This window comes from Sphingobium sp. RS1, from assembly GCF_056156825.1.
The window spans coordinates 122,344-144,333 of the sequence record NZ_JBLZXE010000002.1 but is presented as its reverse complement, the minus strand read 5'-3'; the positions used below and the strand labels follow the sequence as shown (position 1 = coordinate 144,333).

Below are 21,990 nucleotides of genomic sequence, written 5' to 3'. Positions count from 1 at the left end.
GCGAAGCGAGCTTGCGACTTCACCGTTGAAGCGCCGCTATAGCGACGCACCCACCCCCGCCCCCTCCCTTCCAGGGAGGGGAGAAATGAAAGCAAACCGGAACGAACCGTTTCCGGTTACGGCTCTGGAACAATCAAGGGGCGTTGCCTATTCTGGCAGCGCCCCTTGAGCGTTTTTGGAGTCCCATAGTCATGCGCAAATTTCTGATCCCCGCCGCCGCCCTCGTTGCAATTGCCGGCGGCACCGTCGTCATCGCTCAAGGCGCAGGCGCGCCCGGCACGAAGGACGTCGCCAAGGTGACCGGCGGCACCTATCAGGTCGAACCCAGCCACACCCAGATCGTCTTCGCCTATGACCATATGGGCTTCACCAACAATATGGGCGTCATCGCGCAGCCGACCGGCTCGCTGACACTGGACAAGGCGAACCCGGCTGCTTCGAAGGTCAGCATTGAAGTGCCGATCGCCAACCTGACCACCGGCATCCCCGCGCTGAACGAACATCTGGCCAAGGCGGACTTTTTCGACACCGCGAAGTTCCCGACCGCGACTTTCGTGTCGACCGGCGTGAAGCCCGAAGGCGCGACTGGTGCGACCATCACCGGTAACCTGACAATCAAGGGCATCACCAAGCCCGTCACGCTGGACACCGAATTTTATGGTGCCGGCGCAAACCCCATGAACAAGAAGGAAAATGTCGGTTTCGTCGCCACCGGCACGATCAAGCGCAGCGATTTCGGCATGGGCATGGCGGTCCCCGTCGTGGGCGATGCGGTCGAACTCAAGATCATCGCCGCGTTTCAGAAGTAAGCGGAAGTGCGCGCGCCGGCCCGGATCGCCCTGCTTTGCAGCATGATGGCGTTCCTGCCGGCAACCGCCGCGCCGCCTATTCTTCCATCGCCCGCGCCACCCGCGCGGGCGATGCTGTATGCGCCGGGCCATTATGCGGTCGATAGCGAAGCGACCAAAGTGCATTTCCATGTGAAGGCGCTGGTCGGCAGCTATGAGGGCAACTTTCTGGCGCCCGAAGGCAGCGTCGTCATCGACCCCACCCGCCCCGACCGCGCCACCGTCGACATCAGCTTCCCGGTCGAGAAGCTGACCACCGGTGACGCCTCGACCGATGCCATGCTGAAAGGCGACAGCTTCTTCGACATGGCCAAATTCCCGACTGTCCGCTTCGCCGCGCAGGCTGCGCCGCTGGTGAACGGCGACGCACCCACGCCGGTTGCCGGTGAACTCACCATGCACGGGCAGACCCGCCCCGTCACCCTCTCCGTCCGGCTGGTCGGCGTTACGGCGGATGAGGCGCCGGGGTTATCCGTCCTGCACTTTGCCGGCACGATGACGGTCGAGCGCAGCCATTATGGCATGGGCTTTGGCCGGCCTTTCGTATCCGACCACGTGGATCTGGCCATCGACGCAATATTCCGTCGCGGCTGAAACGCTCCGCGAAAGAAACATCTTTACCCCTACCCCCGAAAAGGGTTAAGGGGCGGCATCATGCAGAGCGTCTCGCTTCTTACCCTGCTACGACTTACACGCCCTTAGGCGTGGCTTTTGTGCTGCCTTCCGGCTAAGGGCAGCGTCGATCCGCCTAAGGGCATTCATCACAGTCAAGTCGTACCCCGGAAGCGCTATCATGCGCTCCGAGCCAGGAAGTAGTTTGATCCCATGATGCTGACCGATCCTTCGCAGAAATACCGCGCCTTCCCCCAGGTGGACCTGCCCAACCGCCAATGGCCCTCGCAGGTCATCACCAAGGCGCCCCGTTGGCTGTCCACCGACATGCGCGACGGCAACCAGTCGCTGATCGACCCGATGAACGCGGAAAAGAAGCGCCGCTTCTTCGACCTGCTGCTCAAGGTCGGCGTGAAGGAGATCGAGGTCGGCTTCCCGGCCGCCGGCGCGACGGAGTTCGATTTCATTTCCGGTTTGGTAAAGACCGGCGCGATCCCCGACGACGTCATGCCGCAGGTGCTGACGCAGGCGCGCGAAGACCTGATCGCCACGACGTTCGAAAGCCTGCGCGGCGCACGCCAAGCGATCGTCCATGTCTATAACGCGATCTCGCCGGCATGGCGCAACATCGTGTTCCAGATGGAACGGCCGCAAATCCGCGACATCGCGATCCACGCCGCCAAGCTGCTGCGCGACAATGCGGCGGCCCAGCCCGACACCGACTGGCATTTCGAATATTCGCCCGAAACCTTCTCCACCGCCGAGCTGGATTTCAGCCTGGAATGCTGCGAGGCGGTGATGGACATTCTCCAGCCGACGCCGGAACGGCCGCTGATCCTGAACCTGCCCGCGACGGTCGAATGCGCGACGCCCAATATCTATGCCGACCAGATCGAATGGATCTGCCGCAACATCTCACGCCGCGACAGCGTCGTGATCTCGCTGCACACGCATAATGATCGCGGCACCGGCGTGGCTGCGGCGGAACTGGGCATCATGGCCGGCGCCGACCGTGTCGAAGGCTGCCTGTTCGGCAATGGTGAACGCACCGGCAATTGCGACCTGGTGACGGTCGCGCTCAACATGTACACGCAGGGCATCGATCCGGAGCTGGACTTCAGCGATATCGACGAGGTCATCCAGACGGTCGAATATTGCAACCAGTTGCCGGTCCATCCGCGCCATCCCTATGCTGGCGAGTTAGTGTTCACCGCCTTCTCCGGCAGCCATCAGGACGCGATCAAGAAGGGCTTTGCCGCACAGGAAGCGCGCAACGACCTGTTCTGGAACGTCCCCTATCTGCCGATCGACCCCAAGGATCTGGGCCGCGACTATGAAGCGGTGATCCGCGTCAATTCGCAGTCGGGCAAGGGCGGCGTCGCCTGGGTGCTGCAACAGGACAAGGGGTACAAGCTGCCCAAGAAGATGCAGGCCGACTTCTCGAAGGTGGTGCAGAATCTGGCCGACCAGTCCAGCCGCGAACTCAACGCCGCCGATATCGGCGAAGCGTTCGAGGCGCATTATTGCCTGACCGGCGATCAGCCCTATGCGCTGATCGACTATCATGAAAGCGGCGCGGCGGGCGACCGCATCTTCACCGGCAAGATCGCGCATGAAGGCGGCGAACGCAGCATTTCCGGGCGCGGCAACGGCCTGCTGTCGTCGGTACTGGCGGCGCTGCGCGACGAACTGGGCGTATCGCTGGAAATCGCCGACTATAGCGAACATGCGATCGGCGCTGGCAGCGACGTGAACGCCGCCGCCTATGTCGAATGTCGCACCGCCGACGGTCGCACCGTCTTCGGCATCGGCACCGACAGCGACGTCGCGACCGCATCGGTCAAGGCCGTCCTGTCCGCCGCCAACGGGATTGCGGTGCGGGGTTAAGCTCCGCCTTCCACTCCCCGTTCGGTTCGAGCTTGTCGAGAACTGTTCTCGACGGACGCTTCTCGACTTCGCTCGAAGCTGCTCGAACCGAACGGATGAGGGTAGACCCGCGCCCTACCGCGCCAAAGCGCGCACCACCCGGTCCCATTGCTCCAGCGATTCCGGGATGCCCGCCACCGGCACCCGCTCGTTCAAGCCATGGGCAAAGCCATCCTCGGCCTTCATGAAAAGGCTGGACACGCCATAACTCGGGACGCCCAGGGCCCGGAAATAGAGGCTGTCGGTGGCGCCTGCCGACATGCCCGGCATTACCGCGATCCCCGGCGACCGCGCCAGCACAGCCCCGCGCACCGCCCGCATCACGTCGCCCCGCAGCGGTGACGCATCGCTCGCCAGCGGATCGCCCAGCGTCTTCACCGTCGCGCTGGGATCATTGACGACTTTGACCAGTTGCGCCTTCACATCCTCGATGGTCACACCAGGGAAGATGCGGCAATTGACGCTGACCTTCGCGCTCTGTGGCAGGGCGTTCAATGCATGGCCCGCCTGCGCCATGGTCGCGACGCAGGTGGTGCGCACCTGCCCTATGAACTCAGGCCGGGTGGACAGCAATTCCGCCGCCGCCGGGTCGCCGCTCTGGGCATAGCGCTTCATCGCCTGCCCCACCTCCCCACCGATCCGTTCGGATGACAGCGCCAGCGACGCCTTGGTCAGTTCGTTGCGCATCGGAGGGAATTTGTAGGCCGCGATCGCGTCGATCGCTTTGGCCATGCGATAGATGGGATTGCCCGGCGTCGGCGCGCTCGAATGGCCACCCGCGTCGGTGAAGGCGAATTCGAAATCGGCATAGCTCTTCTCGCCCGCCTGCAACTGGTACAGGACCGGCTTGCCCTCGTCATTCAGCAGCCCGCCGCCGCCGTCGCCGTTCAGCAGCAGTTCCAGCCCCTTATATTGCTGGGACAGCGCCTTGGTCGTCACCATGTCGGTTTCCTCGTCCCCCGACAGGATCAGGATGACGGTGCGGCGCGGCTTCCAGCCTTCCTTCTTCAACTGCGCCATGGTCGCGACCATCATTGCGACATCATATTTATTATCTTCCGACCCGCGCCCGAAAATATAGCCATTCTCCTCCACCGGGACGAAGGGATCGCGGGTCCAGTCCGCCCGATCCGCCGCGACCACATCCATATGGCCGATCAGACCCAGCGGCTTCAGCTTGGGATCGCTGCCCTTTATCGTCGCGGCAAAGGTCGCCGTTTCCCCCATCGGCGTGATGACGATATCGCTATCGGCAAACCCCGCGCTTTTCAGCACAGACGCATAATAGGCCGCCAGCTTGGGCACCTGCCCTTCCCCCTGCACGGTCTTGATCGCGACGGAACGCATCAGGATATCCTTGGCCGCGCCCGCATCGGCGGCGGCCTGCGCCCCTTGCGGCAGAGCCAGCAGCGCCGTTCCCAGAAATACGCCCCGCATATCCATATATTTGCACTCCCTGATGGACCGATGCTGCATCTGTGGCATAGCGGATCGGCCGGGCCAATGCGTTTGACCGGCTGCATGGAAAGAGGGCCACCTCATCCCTGTTTTACAGCAGTCAAGAATTGCTTGCGCGCAATCGGCCTGCCAGCGCCCATATAGGCCGCCGGTCGCCCAGAGGAAAAAGTCATGGCCCTCCATTATCGCAGTTTCGGATTTCAGGTTTTGGCCGGCATGGCCGTGGGGCTGCTGCTGGGCCTTGTCGCGCGACAGATCGGCGCGGGGCCGGATGGTGATCTCAACTGGCTGGCCACCACGCTCAAGACGGTCGGCTCGATCTTCGTCTCGTTGCTCAAGGCAATCGTGCCGCCTCTGGTCTTCGCCGCCATCGTCGCGTCGATCGCCAACCTGCGCGCGCTCGACAATGCCGCGCGCCTCGCCGGCCAGACCCTGCTGTGGTTCGCCATCACCGCCCTGATCGCGGTCGCCATCGGCATTGCCATCGGCGTCATCGTGCAGCCGGGCGCAGGCCTGCATGGCACCATGCTGGCCGTCGGCAAGACCGACAGCGTCGGCGGCTGGCTCGACTTCCTCAAAGGGCTGATCCCCGGCAACAGCCTGGCACTGTCGGCCGGCACCAAGATCACCGATGGTTCGGCAACCACCAGCATCAGCTTCAACATCCTGCAATTGCTGGTCATCTCTATCGCCATCGGCCTCGCCACGCTCAAGGTCGGGGACAAGGCCGAACCCTTCCTCGCCTTCGTCCGTTCGCTGCTGGCCGTGGTCCGCGCGCTGCTCGGCTGGGTTATCCGCCTGACGCCGATCGGATCGGCCGCGCTGATCGGATCGGCCATCGCCACCTATGGCTGGAGCGCGCTGGCGCAACTCGGCACCTTCACCGCCGCCATCTATCTCGGCCTCGGTCTGGTCCTGCTGGTCGTCTACCCGACCTTGCTGATCGCCAATGGCCTGAAGCCCGGCGCCTTCTTTGCCAAGGCCTGGCCGGCGATCCAACTGGGCTTCGTCTCGCGCTCCTCGGTCGGCACCCTGCCCGTCACCGAAGCCGTGACCGAGCGCCTCGGCGTCGACAAGGGCTATGCCGCCTTCGCCATTCCGCTGGCGTCGACCACCAAGATGGACGGCTGCGCCTCCATCTATCCCGCGCTGGCGGCGATCTTCGTCGCAGGTTTCTACGGCATCCCGCTCCATTTCATCGACTATGTGCTGATCGTTTTCGTCTCGGTGATCGGCTCCGCTGCCACTGCGGGCCTTACCGGCGCGATCGTCATGCTGACGCTGACCCTGTCGACGCTGGGCCTGCCGCTCGAAGGCGCTGGCCTGCTACTCGCCATCGACCCGATCCTCGATATGGGCCGCACGGCGGTGAACGTCGCGGGGCAGGTGCTGGTCGGCGTCATCGTCGCGAAGCGCGAGGGGATTTTGGACGAGACCGTCTATTATGGCGAGGCGGACTTGGCCGCGGCTTAGGCGCGGCTCGCTCTCCCGTAACATGCCCGCGCCGAAAATCCCCGCAGTGTCCAAAAGCTCTTGAAACGTGGACATGTTAAGGCTGTCCCTTTCGGGCAACGATGAAATCATAGGGTTCCAACCGTCGCCCGATCCGCATTCATGCCTAACGACGTTGACCCGGAACGCCGTTACTTTCTAATGCGTTATGTGCATGTTTGACGAGAAGAGGGGGTCGGCAAAGGGCATTATGACGTCTTATTATCAAGAAGCGCGAAGCGCTCTGGATTTTCTGGAACATCATCGGCTCGATCCATCCGTCAAAAATTACGATGTTGCGCTTCGCTATGTGATGGACCCCACATCCAAACTGGCGCGCGACATTGATGATCTGACATCCGACGGGCTGCGATTGACGGTGAATGCGATGATGATGCTCGTGCAGCGTCATGGCATGGAAGATGCGAGCTTTGCGATCGACCATCGGGAACGCACCGTCGCACGCCAGGCCCAGGAACTCGGCACATTGACGTCCGATGCGCATGATCTTACCGAAGCGCTTGGTCGCGATGTTGGCGAGATCGTGAACCAGCCTGACCGCTCCCTCATCAATACGGATAATCTCGTCACACGCCTGTCTGCGGCAGAGCGTGAACTCGCCGAACTGCGCGATGAATTCGTGGCGTTGCGCAATGCCGTCAACCTGCCCAGCCAGCCCCGCGCCGATCTCGGTCAGGACGAACTGACCAAGGCGCTAAACCAGACTGGTGCGTGGCGCGTCCTCGAACCCCTTTTGAAAGAGGGGCACAGCTATGTCCTGATCATGTTCATCATTGACGATCTGGTCAGCATAAACGCCAGATTTGGACGGGATGTCGGCGATAATGTGCTCAATGCCTTCGCCGCGACCTTGCGACAGCTATTCCCCAAGGAGGATTTGATCCGCTGGAACGGGAATGAATTTCTGATCGTCGTCACCGATGTCTCGGCTATGGCCGCCCGCATACAGGCAGACGAAGCACTGACCGCCTTTGCGGCGCGTCGCCTGCGACTGAGAGGGACCGGCGAATGGATCGGCACCGTCACGGCATCGGCGGGAATCGTGACGAGCAGGGGCGAAGAGCCGGAAGCCATATTGGAAATGGCACGATCCGGCGCGCTGGCTGCGGCCGAACAGGGCGGCAACCGGATATTGGGATAGAGGATCAGACGACGTCGCGATAATCCATTCCATGCTCCGCCCGTCCGCCGCCAAAGCCCCGCAACGCCCCTGTCCTACCCGGCCCTGCTCCGCTATACGCATTGCATCCCGCAACAATATACCCCACTGGCGACCGGAAATTCCCGGTCCCTCGGGACAATTGCGAAGTTAAGGCGAAGCACGTGTCTAATCATCAGGTTCATATCATCGGCGGCGGCATGGCGGGGACGGAGGCGGCCTGGCAACTGGCGCAGGCCGGCATCCGCGTCCGCCTGTCCGAAATGCGCGGAACCGGGGATATGACGCCCGCCCACCAGACCGATGGCCTCGCCGAACTGGTCTGCTCGAACAGCTTCCGCTCCGACGATGCGGACAAGAGCGCCGTGGGCCTGCTGCATCAGGAAATGCGACGGCTGGACTCGCTCATCATGGCCAGCGCCGAACCGGCCAAGGTGCCGGCCGGCTCCGCGCTCGCCGTCGATCGCCATGTCTTTTCCGACACCGTCACCCGCGCGCTGGCAGATCATCCCAATGTGGAGATCGTGCGCGAGCGGATCGACACGCTGCCGACCGAGGGCTTGACGATCGTCGCAACCGGCCCGCTGACCGCGCCGCGCCTTGCGCAAAGCATCGGCCAGGCGGCGGGCATGGAGCATCTCGCCTTCTTCGACGCGATCGCGCCTGTCATCCATCATGACAGCATCGACATGGACCAGTGCTGGATGGCCAATCGCTGGGACAAGATTGGCCCCGGCGGTGGCGAGGGCAAGGATTATATCAACTGCCCGATGGACAAGGACCAGTATCAGGCCTTCGTCCAGGGCTTGCTCGACGGCGAAAAGACCGAGTTCAAGGAATGGGAGTCCAGCACCCCCTATTTCGAAGGCTGCATGCCGATCGAGGTCATGGCGTCGCGCGGACCGGAAACGCTGCGCCATGGGCCGATGAAGCCGATGGGCCTTGATAATCCGCGCACCGGCCGCTGGCCCTATGCCGTGGTACAGCTGCGGCAGGACAATGCCAGCGGCACGCTCTGGAACATGGTCGGTTTCCAGACCAAGCTGAAACATGGTGCGCAGGTCGAGCTGTTCCGCACCATTCCCGGCCTTGAAAAGGCGGAATTTGCCCGGCTGGGTGGCCTGCATCGCAACACCTTCATCCAGAGCCCCAAGCTGCTCGATGCCACGCTGCGGCTGAAAAGCGCGCCGCATATCCGCTTTGCCGGGCAAATGACGGGCTGCGAAGGCTATGTCGAAAGCGCCGCCATTGGCCTCATCGCCGGGCGCTTCGCGGCGGCCGAGTTGCTGGGCCGCGACCTGACCCCGCCACCCGCAGACACGGCGCTGGGCGCGCTGCTTGGCCATGTAACGGGCAATGTCGCGACCGCCGACTATCAGCCGATGAACGTCAATTTCGGCCTTTTCCCGACGCTGGAAGACGTGAAGAAGAAGAGCCGCAAGGAAGCCTATACCGCCCGCGCCCGCGCATCGCTGGGCGTATGGATGGGCGCGATGGAGATCGCCTAAGGATAAAAGCCCCGTTCAGTTCGAGCTTGTCGAGAACCCTGCGCGACGGTTCTCGACAAGCTCGAACTGAACGGAGGGCCTAACATTTACACTTCGCCTTCACCGCCCGCTTGGGCGCGGTTGCGGCGAACTCCGCCGGGGTCAGCTTGCCGTCCTTGTCTGCATCCGCCGCGCCGAAGCGGTCGGCCGTCGCCGCCGCCCATTCCTCGAAGGACAGCAAATTGTCGCCATCCTTGTCGAGCGCCTTGAACGCCTTGGTTCGGCTGCCCATCATCTCGACGCGGGTGATGACCCCGTCACGGTTCCGGTCATAACGGGCGAAACGCTTCTGCTCGCGGCTCTGCGGGCTGGCCTCGCCGGGCATGGGCGGCGCCTCACCTACCGCATCGGGATCACCTTCCGGCAGGCTTTCCACTTCAGGCGGCGGCGGCGGCGCGGCGGCCAGTTGCGGTACCGGCGCATTGTCGGCCCGTCCCTGCCACCAGAACAGCCCACCCGCGACCAGCAGCAGAGCCGCCATGCCGCCCGCCAGTAATCGCCCCATGCCGCCCTCCTTCCATTTGTCGCAGGGCCAGCCTATCCCGACAGTCTAGCGCCCCACAAGCGCGATTCGCAGCAGCCGCCACGCCAGCGCCCGCGATATCCCGGTCGGTGCACCCCGCCCCTCCGCCACATCCTGCCGCGCCAGCGTGAAGGCGATGCGCAGCGGCTTCCAGTCCCGCGTCCAATCCGCACCGTCCACCTGCGGCAGCAAAGTCTGGGCCAGTTCCAGCGCCGCCGTCGCTAGCGCCTCGTCCCCGACATGGCCCGCCAGATCCCAGAGCGCCCAGACCTGCCCCGCCGCTATCAGCCAGCCCGGCGCCTCCGAAGCATCGGCCAGCGCCCGAAACAGGCCACCACCGCGTCCGACCGCATAGTCGCGCAGCCCCAGCAGGTCGATCTCCGGCTCGACCACCAGCACTTCCCAGCCATCGATCACCGCCGACAGTCCGGACGCCTGCATCGCGCCGGTCGCCCGCATGGCGTCGACCACGGGTTCACCCTGCCCTTTTATCCCGACAGCATCGTCAATGACGTCATTCCACCAGGCCAGCCGCATCTGGCCGATCATCGGCTCGCTGGTCGTCCGCGCCACCTTCGCCAGCCGCGCGTCGAAGGCCCACAGCGCCCGATGCCGTTCCGCCTGCCCGCTTGCCGCATGGGCCGCCAGCAGCACCGCCAGCGGCGGCAGCGCATCATCCTCCAGCCTCATCGCACGACTCCTGCGCGTGCGGGCGTTGCGCGAGTTATCGGTCCTTTAACCATCTTCCTCATACACATTCTAACGAGTGGGACTGCATAGGCAGGCTGCCCGGCCCAGATGTGGGGGGCTTCCGGGCGCGACATGGGTGATTGCGGGCATATGGGCAAGGCTAAGGATCAGCAACTGGGCTTTCTGGCCCGTCTGGCGAAAAACCAGGCAGGCAACACCATGGCGATGGTCGCTGCGGCGATCATCCCGCTGGCCGCACTGATCGGCGGCGGGCTGGACATGAGCCGCGCCTATATGGCCCGCGCGCGGATGCAACAGGCCTGTGACGCCGCCGCGCTGGCCGGCCGCCGCGCCATGACCGGATCGTCCATGTCCACCAGCGACATTGCCGAAGCGAAGAAATTCTTCGACTTCAACTTCCCGCAAAACACCTTCCAGACGGCGACGTTCACGCCGACGATCCAGAGCAAGGCCGGCGAGACCACGACAGTGCAGGTGACGGCGGAATCAACCATGCCCACCACGGTCATGAAGATTTTCGGCTATACTACCCTGCCGCTCAGCGTGACCTGCGAAAGCCGTTTCGACATCGGCAATACCGACGTCATGCTGGTGCTCGACACCACCGGCTCCATGTCCAGCAACATGACCGACACCGACGGCACCACCATGACGCGCCTCGCCGCGCTCAAACTGGCGGTGAAGGATTTCTACGACACGCTGGGCGCGGGGTCGGACACGACCGGCCGCATCCGCTACGGATTTGTCCCCTATAGTTCGACGGTCAATGTCGGCTATTCCCTGCCCACCAGCGCACTGATCGGCGGCACCGCCGGGGAAACCTGGAACTATCAGACCCGCCGTCGCTACATCAGCAGCTACAGCAGTTCCACCAGCTATGGCAGCTGGACATATGTGTCGGGCTCAACCACCAACGGCAGCGGCACCGATACCGATCGCTATTCCTGTCCCAGCAATCGTTCTGACACCGTCAGCCAGTCGAGCAGCAGTTCCACCGGCACGTCTTCGACGGCCAGCGATGGCACGATCACTACGCCCGGCACGGAAACGCGCGTCACCACTGGCATAAACTATACCAACGGTAGCTGCTATTATTCCAGCAGCCGTTATCGCCGCGACTGGACGTCGGTGACCTATAACAGTTACACCGAACAACGCACCACGACCACGACCCAGACGCCGCAATATAGCTGGCAATATGGGCAATATCCGCTCGACGTGTCGGGCTACATCACCGGCAATGCGACCGCGAACCCGACCTATGTGGCCGGCGCGACGACAGACACCAATGGCACCACCGTTTCGGCGACAAACACCTGGTCGGGCTGCATCGAGGAGCGCGATACCGACAATACGATCACGACGTCGACATCGACGACGTCGGTTCCAAACGGCGCCTATGACCTGCAAATCGACACCGCGCCCACCGACACGGCAACCAAATGGCGCCCGCACTGGCCCGATGTGGAGTTCGATCGCAGCGGTCGCTGGCTGAACGACAATCGCAACAACGACTATCGTGCCGGCACTGGCGGCTGGAATGCCTGCCCCAGCAAGGCGCGCAAGCTGGCCAGCTATTCCAGCCGCTCGGCCACGCCCACCGGCATGTCCGGCAGCTTCGACAACTATGTCGACAGCCTGATCGCCGTCGGCGGCACCTATCATGACATCGGCATGATCTGGGGCGCGCGCTTCCTGTCGCCCACCGGCCTTTTTGCATCGGAAAATGGCGCCGCGCCGAACGGCTTCAACATTTCGCGCCACATCATCTTCATGACGGACGGCGACATGAGTGCCTATGACGCGGTCTATGGCGCCTATGGCTATCAGAAGCTGGACGGGCGCGTCGCGGCGACCAGCACGGGCAACACCGACCTGACATCCATCCATAAGCGCCGACTGGAAATGCTGTGCAATGCGGTCAAGGGCAAGGGCATCACCATCTGGGTGGTCGGCTTCAAGGATCAGCCGCCGTCGGGCACGGCCGACTCCACCATGCTCGATGCCGAACTGCGCGGCTGCGCCAACAGCGACAACCACTGGTTCATGGCCTACAAGCCGTCGACCCTGCGCCAGAAGTTCAAGGATATCGCCAAGAATATCGGTGGCCTGAGGCTGTCGCAATGATCGGACGGATCGCACGCTTCCTCACCCGGCTGCGCGATCATGCGCGCGGCGCGACGCTGCTGGAATTCGGCCTGGTGGCCGGGCCGCTGATCCTGACCATCATGGCGATCGGCGACCTGGGCTATCAATCCTATCTGCGCTCGGTCACGCGCGGCGTGCTGGAAAAGGCGGCGCGCGCGGCCTCCGTCGGCACGCTCAACAGCACCGATATCGATACCTATATCGAGGCGCAGATGGCAGCGATCAATTCGAAGAACGGCACCACGTCGACCACGAAGAAAAGCTATTACAACTTCTCGCGCGTCGGAAAGCCGGAGAAGATCACGACCGACACCGCGCCGCTGGGCACCTATAATAGCGGCGACTGTTATGAAGATGCCAATGGCAATGGCAGCTATGACACCAACAGCGGTGCGGCCGGCCTGGGCGGCGCGGACGACATCGTCTATTATGAAGTGACGATATCCATGCCGCGCCTGTTCCCGATGGCCAAGCTGCTGGGCTGGAGCGCTACCCAGTCGGCCACCGCCTCCACCATGGTCCGCAACCAGCCCTGGGCCAATCAGGGCACCCCGACGATCCGGTGCAGCTGATGACGCCACGCACGCGCCTCGCCGCCCTGCTCCGCCGCCTGCGCCGCGACGATCGCGGGCTTGCGCTGATCGAATTCGCCTTTTCGCTGCCGGTCCTCGTCATCCTGTGCATGGCGGGGCTGGAATGCGCGAACCTGGCGCTCGCGCATATGCGCATCAGCCAGGTGGCGATGCTCGTGGCCGACAATGCTGCCCGCGTTCGCACGTCGATCGACGAAGCCGATATCAACGAGATCATGACCGGCGCCGATCTTGCCACCGATTCCCTCAAGCTGAAGGCGAACGGCCGCATCTTCCTGTCCGATCTGGAACCCAACGGCCTGTCCAGCCCCAATACCGGCCAGTTTATCCGCTGGCAGCGCTGTTGGGGCAATGGCAGTTTCACGTCCAGCTATGGCGTTGCCGATGATGGCAAGACCAGCGCAAGCATGGCCAGCGGCATGGGTCCGACCGGCAACAAGGTGAGCGCGGCCAGCAGCACCGCCGTCATGTTCGTGGAAGTCGCCTATAATTATCAGCCGCTCATCACTGACGCCATCTTCGGATCGAAGGTAATCCGTTACACCAGCGCCTTCAACGTGCGCGAACGGACGGATCAGACGATGAAGAACGCCAGCGGCCTGGCCACGTCGGCGACCGCCGCCTGCTCCTGACACGGCGCCGATAGACAAATGCACATGAAAAAGGGCGGCCCTTTCGAGCCGCCCTTTTCTTTTACCGTCGGTTGCCGGTCTTACTTGTAGCAGACCTTCTTCGCCGCAGCGACGACGCGGGCCGCGTCGATCAGCGCCAGCTTTTCGAGGTTGGCGGCATAAGGCAGCGGCACGTCTTCGTTCGTCACGCGCAGGACCGGGGCGTCGAGATCGTCGAAGCCCTGTTCCATCACGACCGCAGCGATTTCCGACGCGATCGAGCAAGTCGGCCAGCCTTCTTCCACCACGACGAGGCGGTTGGTCTTCTTCAGGCTTTCCAGCACCGTCGCGGTGTCGAGCGGGCGCAGCGTGCGCAGGTCGATCACTTCGGCGTCGATACCCTCGGCCGCCAGCGTTTCGGCGGCATCGAGCGCCAGGCCCACGCCGATCGAGTAGCTGACCAGCGTTACGTCCTTGCCGGGACGCATGATGCGTGCCTTGCCGATCGGCAGGACATAATCGTCTACCTTGGGCACGTCGAAGCTGCGACCGTAGAGAAGTTCATTCTCCAGGAACACGACCGGATCGGTCGAGCGGATCGCGGCCTTCAGCAGGCCCTTGGCGTCGGCCGCGTCATAGGGCGCGATGACGATCAGGCCGGGGACGGCGGCATACCAGGGACCATAATTCTGGCTGTGCTGCGCGCCGACGCGGCTGGCCGCGCCGTTGGGACCACGGAACACGATCGGGCAACGCATCTGGCCGCCGGACATGTAATTGGTCTTGGCCGCCGAGTTGATGATGTGGTCGATCGCCTGCATGGCGAAGTTGAACGTCATGAACTCGATGACCGGACGCAGGCCGCCCATGGCCGCGCCCGCGCCGATGCCGGCAAAGCCATATTCGGTGATCGGCGTGTCGATGACGCGCTTGTCGCCGAACTCGTCCAGCAGGCCCTGCGTGACCTTGTAGGCGCCCTGATATTCGGCGACTTCCTCGCCCATCACGAAGACGCGTTCATCCTTGCGCATTTCTTCGGCCATGGCGTCGCGCAGCGCTTCGCGCACGGTCGTCTTGACGAATTCGGTGCCGGCCGGAAGGTCCGGGTCCTGCACGGTCGCCTTGGCTTCCGACGCCAGCTTGGACGTGCCGCTTTCGGCCTTCTTGGGCGCTTCCTCGACCTTGGGCGCTTCCGCCTTGGGCGCAGGTGCCGGAGCAGCCTCGCCGTCCTCGCCCGCCATCGTAGCAATGACGGTGCCGACCTTCACGCCTTCACTACCTTCGGCGATCAGTATCTGGCCGATCTTGCCTTCATCGACGGCTTCGAATTCCATCGTCGCCTTGTCGGTTTCGATCTCGGCGAGGATATCGCCGGATTTCACATCGTCGCCTTCCTTCACCAGCCACTTGGCCAGCGTGCCCTCTTCCATCGTCGGCGAGAGCGCCGGCATCTTGATTTCGATACCCATTAATATTGCTCCACCAACACGTCGGTATAGAGTTCAGCCAGTTCCGGTTCGGGCGAGGTTTCGGCAAAATCGGCGGCTTCGGCCACGACCTTGCGGATATCCTGATCGATCACCTTGATCTCGTCTTCGCTGACGCCGGCTTCGATCAGATACTTCTTCACGCCCTCGATCGGGTCGGACTTGTCGCGCATCGCCTGCACTTCTTCGCGCGAGCGGTACTTGGCGGGGTCGGACATGGAGTGACCGCGATAGCGGTAGGTCTTCATTTCCAGCAGGATCGGACCATTGCCCTCCTGCACCCACTTCAGCGCTTCCTCGGTCGCGCCGCGCACGGCGAGCACGTCCATGCCGTCGACCTGGATGCCGGGGATGCGGAAGCTTTCGCCACGACGATAGAGCTGATCTTCCGACGAGGCGCGGTTGACGCTGGTGCCCATGGCATACTGGTTGTTTTCGATCACGAAGATGATCGGCAGCTTCCACAGCTCGGCCATGTTGAACGATTCATAGACCTGGCCCTGGTTGGCCGCGCCGTCGCCGAAATAGGCGACGCAGACGCCGCCGTCATTATTATATTTATGCGCGAAGCCCAGGCCAGCGCCCAGCGATACCTGCGCACCGACGATGCCGTGGCCGCCGTAGAATTTATGTTCGACGCTGAACATGTGCATCGAACCGCCCTTGCCGCGCGAGATACCCGCTTCGCGACCGGTCAGTTCGGCCATGATGACCTTGGGGTCGATGCCATAGGCCAGCATGTGCCCATGGTCGCGATAGCCGGTGATAACGCTGTCTTTGCCGGGCTTCAGAGCCGACTGGATGCCGACGGCAACCGCTTCCTGACCGATATAGAGGTGGCAGAAGCCGCCGATGAAGCCCAGGCCGTACAACTGGCCGGCCTTTTCCTCGAAACGGCGGATCAGGACCATCTGTCGATAGAATTCCAGCAGCTCTTCCTTGCTGGCCTTGTAGTCGGTCGGCGTTTCCGGGCGCGGCCGGTTATGGTCCGCACCGGCAGCGGCGGGTGCAGCCGCCTTTGCCTTTGCGCTCGCGGCGCGCGGCGTGGTTGGTTTCGCCAAGGCTATTATCCTTTTGCGTGGGGTAGGATGGAAGGAAGCCCGATATAGCGGCAGAGTTGCATAGTTTGCAACTGCGGACCCCCCGGAATCCGGCGAGAACCAATAGCTATTACCGAAAATTGATGGGTTTGAACGCTCTGGTCACAGAGTGGCAAAACGCGTTCGCAGCAAAGTTGCGAGGACAGGGATTTCCACGCAAAATCCTTTCACGGACCTTACGCTTCCGTACCGTCAGCGCCAATATCAGTTTAAAGGCACGACCACTTCGTCATGGTGAATCACACCCAGCTGGCGACGGATGAGTTCATCGCTCAGATCGGGATCGACCCGGCGTGGATTGAGCAGGTCGACGCGATTGCGCAATTCGGCCTGTGCATGCTGGGTCTGCTTCAGTTCCGCCTGCGCGACGTGCAACTGGCGCGAATAGTCGCCCCATGCCAGCACCCCGTTGGCGCCCAGCACGACATAGCCGGCGAAGAACAGCAAGAGGAGCAGCGCAATCGCAGGGCCGATAGCCGACCACAGGAGAAGACGAAGTTTCGCGATATGCGCCATGGACCAGAAGAATCACAGGAAAAGGCCGGCCGCAAGCGAAAAATGCATCGCTTGCGGCCGGCCGAGTCTCTTTACCTTTTTAACGGAAGATCGAGCGCCCGGCGTAGACCGCGATATCGCCCAGTTCTTCCTCGATGCGGATGAGCTGGTTATATTTGGCCAACCGGTCCGAACGGGCCAGCGAACCGGTCTTGATCTGACCGCAATTGGTCGCAACGGCGAGGTCGGCGATGGTCGCGTCCTCGGTTTCGCCGGAGCGGTGCGACATCACCGCGCTGTAGCGCGAACGATGCGCCAGATCGACGGCGGCCAGCGTCTCGGTCAGCGTACCAATCTGGTTCACCTTGACCAACAGCGAGTTGGCGAGGCCCTTGCCGATGCCCATGGCGAGGCGCGCGGGGTTGGTGACGAACAGATCGTCGCCGACCAGCTGGACCTTGTGACCGATCTTGTCGGTCAACGCCTTCCAGCCTTCGAAATCATCCTCGCTCATGCCGTCTTCGATCGACTTGATCGGATAATCATTGGTCAGGGCCGCCAGATAGTCGGCCATTTCGACCGGCGTCAGCGACAGGCCCTCGCCCGAAATCTCGTAACGGCCATTCTTGAAGAACTCCGTCGCGGCGCAGTCCAGCGCCAACACGACGTCGTCGCCCGGCTTGTAGCCGGCCTTTTCGACCGACAGCATGATGAAGTCGAGCGCGTCGCGGGTCGATGCGATGTTGGGCGCGAAGCCGCCCTCGTCACCGACCGAGGTTGCCAGACCCTTGTCGTGCAGGCCCTTTTTGAGCGTGTGGAAGATTTCGGACCCGATGCGGACCGCGTCGGCGATGCTTTCCGCACCGACCGGCATAATCATGAATTCCTGGAAATCGATCGGGTTGTCGGCATGTTCGCCGCCGTTGATGATGTTCATCATCGGCACCGGCAGGACATGGGACTGCACGCCGCCGACATAGCGATAGAGCGGCAGGCCGCGGGCATCGGCAGCGGCCTTGGCGGTGGCGAGCGACACGCCCAGGATGGCGTTGGCGCCCAGGCGCGACTTGTTTTCGGTGCCGTCGAGCGCGATCATCGCGGCGTCGACTTCGCCCTGATCCTCGGCGTCCAGGCCGATCAGTTCGCCGGCAATCTCGTCATTGACGGCGGCGACCGCCTGAAGGACGCCCTTGCCCAGATATTTGGCGGCGTCCCCGTCGCGCTTTTCGACCGCTTCATAGGCGCCGGTGGACGCGCCGGAGGGTACGGCGGCGCGGCCGAAGCTGCCATCTTCCAGCATGACATCGACTTCGACGGTGGGATTGCCACGGCTGTCGAGAATCTGGCGGGCGTGAATATCGAGAATGGCGGTCATGAACGCTCCTGCTCTTGCGGTCGTAGCGACGGGCTGTCAGCCCTGGATGCGCGCTCCGCTTAGCCAGCACCTCCCTTATTGGCAATGCAGGGGTTGCGCAGATGCAAAAAATGCCGATGCTCGAAAATGTAACGGCAACGGAACTGTAGGCCGTCGCGAGGCATTTGGACCATGATGCCCGCCGGCTTCGCCGGCCCCATGTGATTATGAAAGGGAGACTGAGGACGATGGCCGACACACCGGAAACCCCGCCCGTCAAGCGCGTCAAGAAGACGCCTGTCGCCAAGCCGACCAAGGCGAAGGCGGCCAAGTCGCCAATCGCCAGCCCTTCCTCGCCTGCTGTAAAGACCGCCCCGGTGAAGAAGGCCGCCACGCGCAAGGCGCCGGCCAAGAAGCCGGGCAATGGCGCCGCCTCGCACGGCTGGACCGCCCAGATCGCCCCCATCAAGGCGCAGGCGGAAAAGGCGGCCAAGGTCGCGACCGACAAGTTCAATTCGGTCGACTGGAAGGCGCATATCGATCCGATCAAGGAACAGGCGGGAAAAACCGCCAAGTCCGCCGCTGGCGTTGCCAAGGACAAGACCGGCACCGCCATGCAGAGCCTGGCAAAGCTGATCGCGGATACCGCCGGCACGGTCGATTCCAAGCTCGGCCCGCAATATGGCGATTATGCCCGGCAGGCTGCGGAATCGGTCGCTGGCGCAGCGGACACGCTGGACAGCAAGGATGTCGACCAGTTGCTCGGCGAGGCGCGCGATTTCGTGCGCAAGAGCCCGGCTGTGGCGATCGGCGCGGCGGCGGTGGTCGGCTATGTGCTGATGCGCCTTGCCAAGGGATCGGACGACAAGGCGTAAATATCCCGGATATGAAGGGGCGCGGCGCGGAAAGCCCGCCCCCCTGTTCCGACCGACGCACAGGCCCGCAAGGCGGGGCGGAGGGCTAATTGACTGACGAACCAGCGGATACGGCGGTGACGCCGCAGACCGATGGCCAACCCGATCGGCAGCACCATGGCGCGCCCGATGATGATGCGCGCAATGAAAGCGTGAAGGAGGTGCTCGCGCGCCTCTATGCAGATGGCCGGGCCTACGCCGCCGCCGAGGCGGAAAAGCAGAAGCTGCGCGCCGGCATTATCGGCGCGGGCGTACGCAATGCCGCCATCTTTGCCGTGGTGGCGCTCATGCTGGCCTTTGCAAGCATCGTCGCGCTACTGGTAGGCCTCACCATCGTGCTGGCACAGCTGGTTGCCCCGATCTGGGCAACGTTAATTGTGGTGGGCGGCGGCCTGCTCGTCACCCTGTTGCTGTTGCTCGCGGCGAAGGGCTGCATCACCCGTATGAAGAAGGCGATCGCGCCATGAATCTGGAAAGCCGCTATCGCGCGGCCTGCGACCGGGCCGACGCAGCCAAGGGCCGCCTGCACCTGACGGCGGAAGAGGCAAAGGCGCGCATCACCCCTGCCCGGCTCAAGCAGGATGCGAAGGACAAGGCCGGCGCTGCCGTGTCGAACGGCATCGCCCAGGTCGCGGCCAAGGCACGGCAGCGTCCCGTCGCAATCGGCGCAGCGGCCACCGCCTTCGGCCTGTTTCTCGCACGCCGCCCGCTGGCGGCACTTTTCGGCCGCCTATACGTTCGCTTCAAGAATAGACCGGAACTTTCGGAGACTGATGATGGCTGATATCCGCGCCCAGATCACCCGCGTTCGCGAGGCCGCCAATGACGCGGCGATCACCGCGACCGACAAGATCAAGGACACCACCGACAAGGCCCGCGAAAGCGCCGGCGACCTGATCCAGACCGGCCGCGACAAGGCGAGCACCGCCTATGGCGACGCCAGGGACCGTACCCAGCGGGTCGCCACGCGCGCCAATGAAATCGTGCAGGAACATCCGATCGTCGCCGTGGCCGGCGCTGTCGCGGTGGGCGCGGTCGTCGCTTGGATGTTCCCCAAGAGCCGCCGCGCCATGAAGGCGCTGCCGGGTCTGGCCGTCACCGCCGGATCGCGCGTATTGGAAGCCGCCATCGCCGCCCGTGCTGCTGCCGCCGAAGGCGCCGAAACGGTGAAGCAGGGCGCCACCAGCGCGCTGCATGCTGCTGCGGATAGTGCAGGCGGCATAAAGAAAAGCGCCACGAACGCCCTTCACGCTGCTGGCGATGTCGCCGCTGACGCCCGCGACAGCGTCGCTTCGGCCGACCTGCCGGCCAAGGCATCGAAGCTGGCCGACGATGTCACTGCGCTGGTCGCGGCAAAGGTCGATGCGCTAAGCGATGCGATCAAGGCGCGATTGCCCAAAAGCTAATCGCGATTGCGGGATACGCAATCGACGCTTGCCCCTCCTCTCCTTGGCTGATCGCGGCGGCGATGCTAAAGCCCCGCTATTAGCCAAAGGAGAAAATATAAAGCCATGAGCAAAATGCATCTGGTGATGGGTGGCCGCGTCACCAACCCGCAGACGCTGGAATTTCAGGATCTGTCGGCGGTCGATCTGGTCGGCATCTTTCCTGACTATGCCTCTGCAGAAAAGGCGTGGCGCAGCGCCGCGCAGCGCACGGTAGACGATGCCGAGATGCGTTATGTGATCGTGCACCTGCATCGCCTGCTCGAACCTGAACTGCCGAGCGCATAAAGTTTCCGTCATTGCGAGCGTAGCGAAGCAATCCATGTCGCTCCGATAGATTGCTTCGCTACGCTCGCCATGACGAAACGCATTAACTCAACACATATCATTGTATCGCGCGCGGTTTCTTCCGGAAGCGCCAGCGCAACAGGGGCCGGGTCAGCGCCAGCCCAACAATGAAGCCGCCAATATGCGCGGCGATCGCGATCTGCCCCAGTTCGCTCATGCCGGCACCGCTGGCGACCCCGATCATCAGTTGCACCGCGATCCATCCGGCCGCCAGCCACAGGACTCGCACCAGATTGGCCGACAGCGGCCCGATCGCGCGCACCTGTTGCTGGCTGTAGAGCAAGGCATAGGGTGCAATGATCGCGGAAATGGCGCCGCTTGCCCCCACCATCGGATTGGTCGAGGCCGGGTCGATCGCCCATTGCGCCAGACAGGCGCCATAAGCGCCCACGATATACAGCGCCAGCGTCCCGCCCCAGCCCAGCACATGCTCCACCTGCCGCCCGCAGAACAGCAGCATCAGCATATTGAAGCCGATATGCAGCCAGCCGGCATGGATGAAGGTGCAACTGAGCGGCGTCAGAAAGGCCGGCACGGCGGCCATACCGTCCAGCAGCGCCGGATCGCCCAGCCGGGCCGGAATGAAGCCGCCGATGATGGCGGCATTGTCCACCTGCCCGGTCAGATAGAGCAGCAGGAAGGCGGCGAAGGTGATCGCCGCGATCCCATTGGTCAGTCGGCCGGCCGGCAGGCGCACGATCAGATGAAATCGATCTTGTCGACCAGGTAGAATTTGTCGCCCGCAGGGACCGACACTTCCACTTCCTCGCCGACCTGACGGCCGATCAGCGCACGGCCCAGCGGGCTGTTGTACGAAATCATGCCCAGCTTCGCATCGGCTTCGGCCTGACCCACGATCTGATATTTCACCGGCTTGTCGTCTTCGTCCATCAACGTCACGGTCGCGCCGAAGATGATCTTGTCGCCCGACAGGGTGGTCGGATCGATCACCTGTGCCCGCGACAGCTTGTCTTCCAGATCGTTGATCGTTGCCTCGACCTGGCCCTGCCGTTCCTTGGCCGCGTGATATTCGGCATTTTCCGACAGGTCGCCATGCGCGCGCGCTTCTTCGATGGCGTCCACGATCAAAGGCCGTTCGGCCTTCAACTCGCGGAGCTGCGCATTGAGCTTGTCATAGCCCATTTGCAGCATCGGCATCTTCTCGACGGTCGCCATTCCCTTAAATCCTTCGTCAAAAC

Annotated in this window: 23 protein-coding genes; 14 read left to right on the top strand and 9 right to left on the bottom strand. The window is 63.2% G+C overall.

What is annotated here, in order from left to right; translation table 11 throughout:
• Positions 1 to 191: 191 nt before the first annotated feature.
• The 3 genes from ACNHGR_RS02350 to leuA all read left to right on the top strand — a co-directional run bounded on the left by ACNHGR_RS02350 (position 192) and on the right by leuA (position 3,347).
• Positions 192 to 809, top strand: a complete 618-nt coding sequence (locus ACNHGR_RS02350; RefSeq protein ID WP_184271418.1) for a YceI family protein — start codon at positions 192 to 194, stop codon at positions 807 to 809.
• Between the two features lie 6 nt (positions 810 to 815).
• Positions 816 to 1,442: a YceI family protein gene (locus tag ACNHGR_RS02345; protein WP_475283967.1), complete on the top strand. Its 627-nt coding sequence runs from the start codon at positions 816 to 818 to the stop codon at positions 1,440 to 1,442.
• A gap of 231 nt (positions 1,443 to 1,673) precedes the next feature.
• A complete protein-coding gene (leuA, locus tag ACNHGR_RS02340; RefSeq protein WP_475283966.1) occupies positions 1,674 to 3,347 on the top strand; it encodes a 2-isopropylmalate synthase in 1,674 nt (557 codons plus the stop codon).
• 114 nt (positions 3,348 to 3,461) lie between these two features.
• Here leuA and ACNHGR_RS02335 read toward each other — a convergent pair whose 3' ends face one another.
• On the bottom strand, positions 3,462 to 4,829 hold the full coding sequence (locus tag ACNHGR_RS02335) for a M20/M25/M40 family metallo-hydrolase (protein ID WP_475283965.1): 1,368 nt from the start codon (positions 4,827 to 4,829) through the stop codon (positions 3,462 to 3,464).
• Between the two features lie 186 nt (positions 4,830 to 5,015).
• Between ACNHGR_RS02335 and ACNHGR_RS02330 the strand changes: the two genes are divergently transcribed.
• The 3 genes from ACNHGR_RS02330 (at position 5,016) to trmFO (ending at position 9,023) form a co-directional block, all read left to right on the top strand.
• Positions 5,016 to 6,317 carry a dicarboxylate/amino acid:cation symporter gene (locus ACNHGR_RS02330; RefSeq protein WP_475283964.1) on the top strand — a complete coding sequence of 434 codons (1,302 nt, stop codon included), beginning with the start codon at positions 5,016 to 5,018 and terminating at the stop codon, positions 6,315 to 6,317.
• Positions 6,318 to 6,546: 229 nt separating this feature from the next.
• Positions 6,547 to 7,497 carry a GGDEF domain-containing protein gene (locus ACNHGR_RS02325; RefSeq protein ID WP_475283963.1) on the top strand — a complete coding sequence of 317 codons (951 nt, stop codon included), beginning with the start codon at positions 6,547 to 6,549 and terminating at the stop codon, positions 7,495 to 7,497.
• 182 nt (positions 7,498 to 7,679) lie between these two features.
• On the top strand, positions 7,680 to 9,023 hold the full coding sequence (trmFO, locus tag ACNHGR_RS02320) for a methylenetetrahydrofolate--tRNA-(uracil(54)-C(5))-methyltransferase (FADH(2)-oxidizing) TrmFO (protein WP_475283962.1): 1,344 nt from the start codon (positions 7,680 to 7,682) through the stop codon (positions 9,021 to 9,023).
• Positions 9,024 to 9,102: 79 nt separating this feature from the next.
• On the opposite strand, the gene ACNHGR_RS02315 is transcribed toward trmFO, so the two are convergent.
• The gene (locus tag ACNHGR_RS02315; protein WP_475283961.1) at positions 9,103 to 9,567 is read right to left on the bottom strand and encodes an EF-hand domain-containing protein; all 465 of its coding nucleotides are present in this window, start codon (positions 9,565 to 9,567) and stop codon (positions 9,103 to 9,105) included.
• 45 nt (positions 9,568 to 9,612) lie between these two features.
• Entirely contained in the window at positions 9,613 to 10,275 is a 663-nt protein-coding gene (locus tag ACNHGR_RS02310; protein WP_184271398.1) for a hypothetical protein, read from the bottom strand.
• 150 nt (positions 10,276 to 10,425) lie between these two features.
• On the opposite strand from ACNHGR_RS02310, the gene ACNHGR_RS02305 reads away from it, so the two are divergent.
• The 3 genes from ACNHGR_RS02305 to ACNHGR_RS02295 are packed head-to-tail and all read left to right on the top strand — an operon-like array spanning position 10,426 to position 13,669.
• Positions 10,426 to 12,423, top strand: coding sequence for a Tad domain-containing protein (locus tag ACNHGR_RS02305; protein WP_475283960.1), 1,998 nt, complete (start codon positions 10,426 to 10,428; stop codon positions 12,421 to 12,423).
• Positions 12,420 to 13,016 (top strand): TadE/TadG family type IV pilus assembly protein, encoded by a 597-nt coding sequence (locus ACNHGR_RS02300; RefSeq protein WP_475283959.1) that lies wholly within the window; start codon positions 12,420 to 12,422, stop codon positions 13,014 to 13,016. Before ACNHGR_RS02305 ends, ACNHGR_RS02300 begins: the two co-directional genes overlap by 4 nt.
• Positions 13,016 to 13,669, top strand: coding sequence for a TadE family protein (locus ACNHGR_RS02295; protein ID WP_475283958.1), 654 nt, complete (start codon positions 13,016 to 13,018; stop codon positions 13,667 to 13,669). The genes ACNHGR_RS02300 and ACNHGR_RS02295 overlap by 1 nt, the downstream gene beginning before the upstream one ends.
• Positions 13,670 to 13,749: 80 nt before the next feature.
• Here the strand turns inward: ACNHGR_RS02295 and ACNHGR_RS02290 are convergent, their stop codons facing one another.
• From ACNHGR_RS02290 to eno, 4 genes are all read right to left on the bottom strand, one after another.
• Positions 13,750 to 15,117, bottom strand: a complete 1,368-nt coding sequence (locus ACNHGR_RS02290) for a pyruvate dehydrogenase complex E1 component subunit beta (protein ID WP_184271389.1) — start codon at positions 15,115 to 15,117, stop codon at positions 13,750 to 13,752.
• A complete protein-coding gene (pdhA, locus tag ACNHGR_RS02285; RefSeq protein WP_184271386.1) occupies positions 15,117 to 16,196 on the bottom strand; it encodes a pyruvate dehydrogenase (acetyl-transferring) E1 component subunit alpha in 1,080 nt (359 codons plus the stop codon). Before pdhA ends, ACNHGR_RS02290 begins: the two co-directional genes overlap by 1 nt.
• A 243-nt stretch (positions 16,197 to 16,439) precedes the next feature.
• Positions 16,440 to 16,751 (bottom strand): septum formation initiator family protein, encoded by a 312-nt coding sequence (locus ACNHGR_RS02280; RefSeq protein ID WP_184271383.1) that lies wholly within the window; start codon positions 16,749 to 16,751, stop codon positions 16,440 to 16,442.
• 79 nt (positions 16,752 to 16,830) lie between these two features.
• Entirely contained in the window at positions 16,831 to 18,105 is a 1,275-nt protein-coding gene (eno, locus tag ACNHGR_RS02275) for a phosphopyruvate hydratase (RefSeq protein WP_184271381.1), read from the bottom strand.
• 227 nt (positions 18,106 to 18,332) lie between these two features.
• Here eno and ACNHGR_RS02270 point away from each other — a divergent pair, with 227 nt between their 5' ends.
• The 5 genes from ACNHGR_RS02270 (at position 18,333) to ACNHGR_RS02250 (ending at position 20,731) form a co-directional block, all read left to right on the top strand.
• Positions 18,333 to 18,959, top strand: coding sequence for a hypothetical protein (locus tag ACNHGR_RS02270; RefSeq protein ID WP_475283957.1), 627 nt, complete (start codon positions 18,333 to 18,335; stop codon positions 18,957 to 18,959).
• Positions 18,960 to 19,048: 89 nt separating this feature from the next.
• Positions 19,049 to 19,465 carry a hypothetical protein gene (locus ACNHGR_RS02265; RefSeq protein ID WP_475283956.1) on the top strand — a complete coding sequence of 139 codons (417 nt, stop codon included), beginning with the start codon at positions 19,049 to 19,051 and terminating at the stop codon, positions 19,463 to 19,465.
• The gene (locus tag ACNHGR_RS02260; protein WP_475283955.1) at positions 19,462 to 19,782 is read left to right on the top strand and encodes a hypothetical protein; all 321 of its coding nucleotides are present in this window, start codon (positions 19,462 to 19,464) and stop codon (positions 19,780 to 19,782) included. The genes ACNHGR_RS02265 and ACNHGR_RS02260 overlap by 4 nt, the downstream gene beginning before the upstream one ends.
• Positions 19,775 to 20,404, top strand: a complete 630-nt coding sequence (locus tag ACNHGR_RS02255) for a DUF883 family protein (RefSeq protein WP_184271369.1) — start codon at positions 19,775 to 19,777, stop codon at positions 20,402 to 20,404. Before ACNHGR_RS02260 ends, ACNHGR_RS02255 begins: the two co-directional genes overlap by 8 nt.
• A 105-nt stretch (positions 20,405 to 20,509) precedes the next feature.
• Entirely contained in the window at positions 20,510 to 20,731 is a 222-nt protein-coding gene (locus ACNHGR_RS02250) for a DUF4170 domain-containing protein (protein ID WP_184271366.1), read from the top strand.
• 97 nt (positions 20,732 to 20,828) lie between these two features.
• On the opposite strand, the gene ACNHGR_RS02245 is transcribed toward ACNHGR_RS02250, so the two are convergent.
• Positions 20,829 to 21,488 carry a rhomboid family intramembrane serine protease gene (locus tag ACNHGR_RS02245; protein ID WP_475283954.1) on the bottom strand — a complete coding sequence of 220 codons (660 nt, stop codon included), beginning with the start codon at positions 21,486 to 21,488 and terminating at the stop codon, positions 20,829 to 20,831.
• Positions 21,489 to 21,490: 2 nt separating this feature from the next.
• Entirely contained in the window at positions 21,491 to 21,967 is a 477-nt protein-coding gene (gene greA / locus ACNHGR_RS02240) for a transcription elongation factor GreA (RefSeq protein WP_475283953.1), read from the bottom strand.
• Between the last annotated feature and the right edge of the window lie 23 nt (positions 21,968 to 21,990).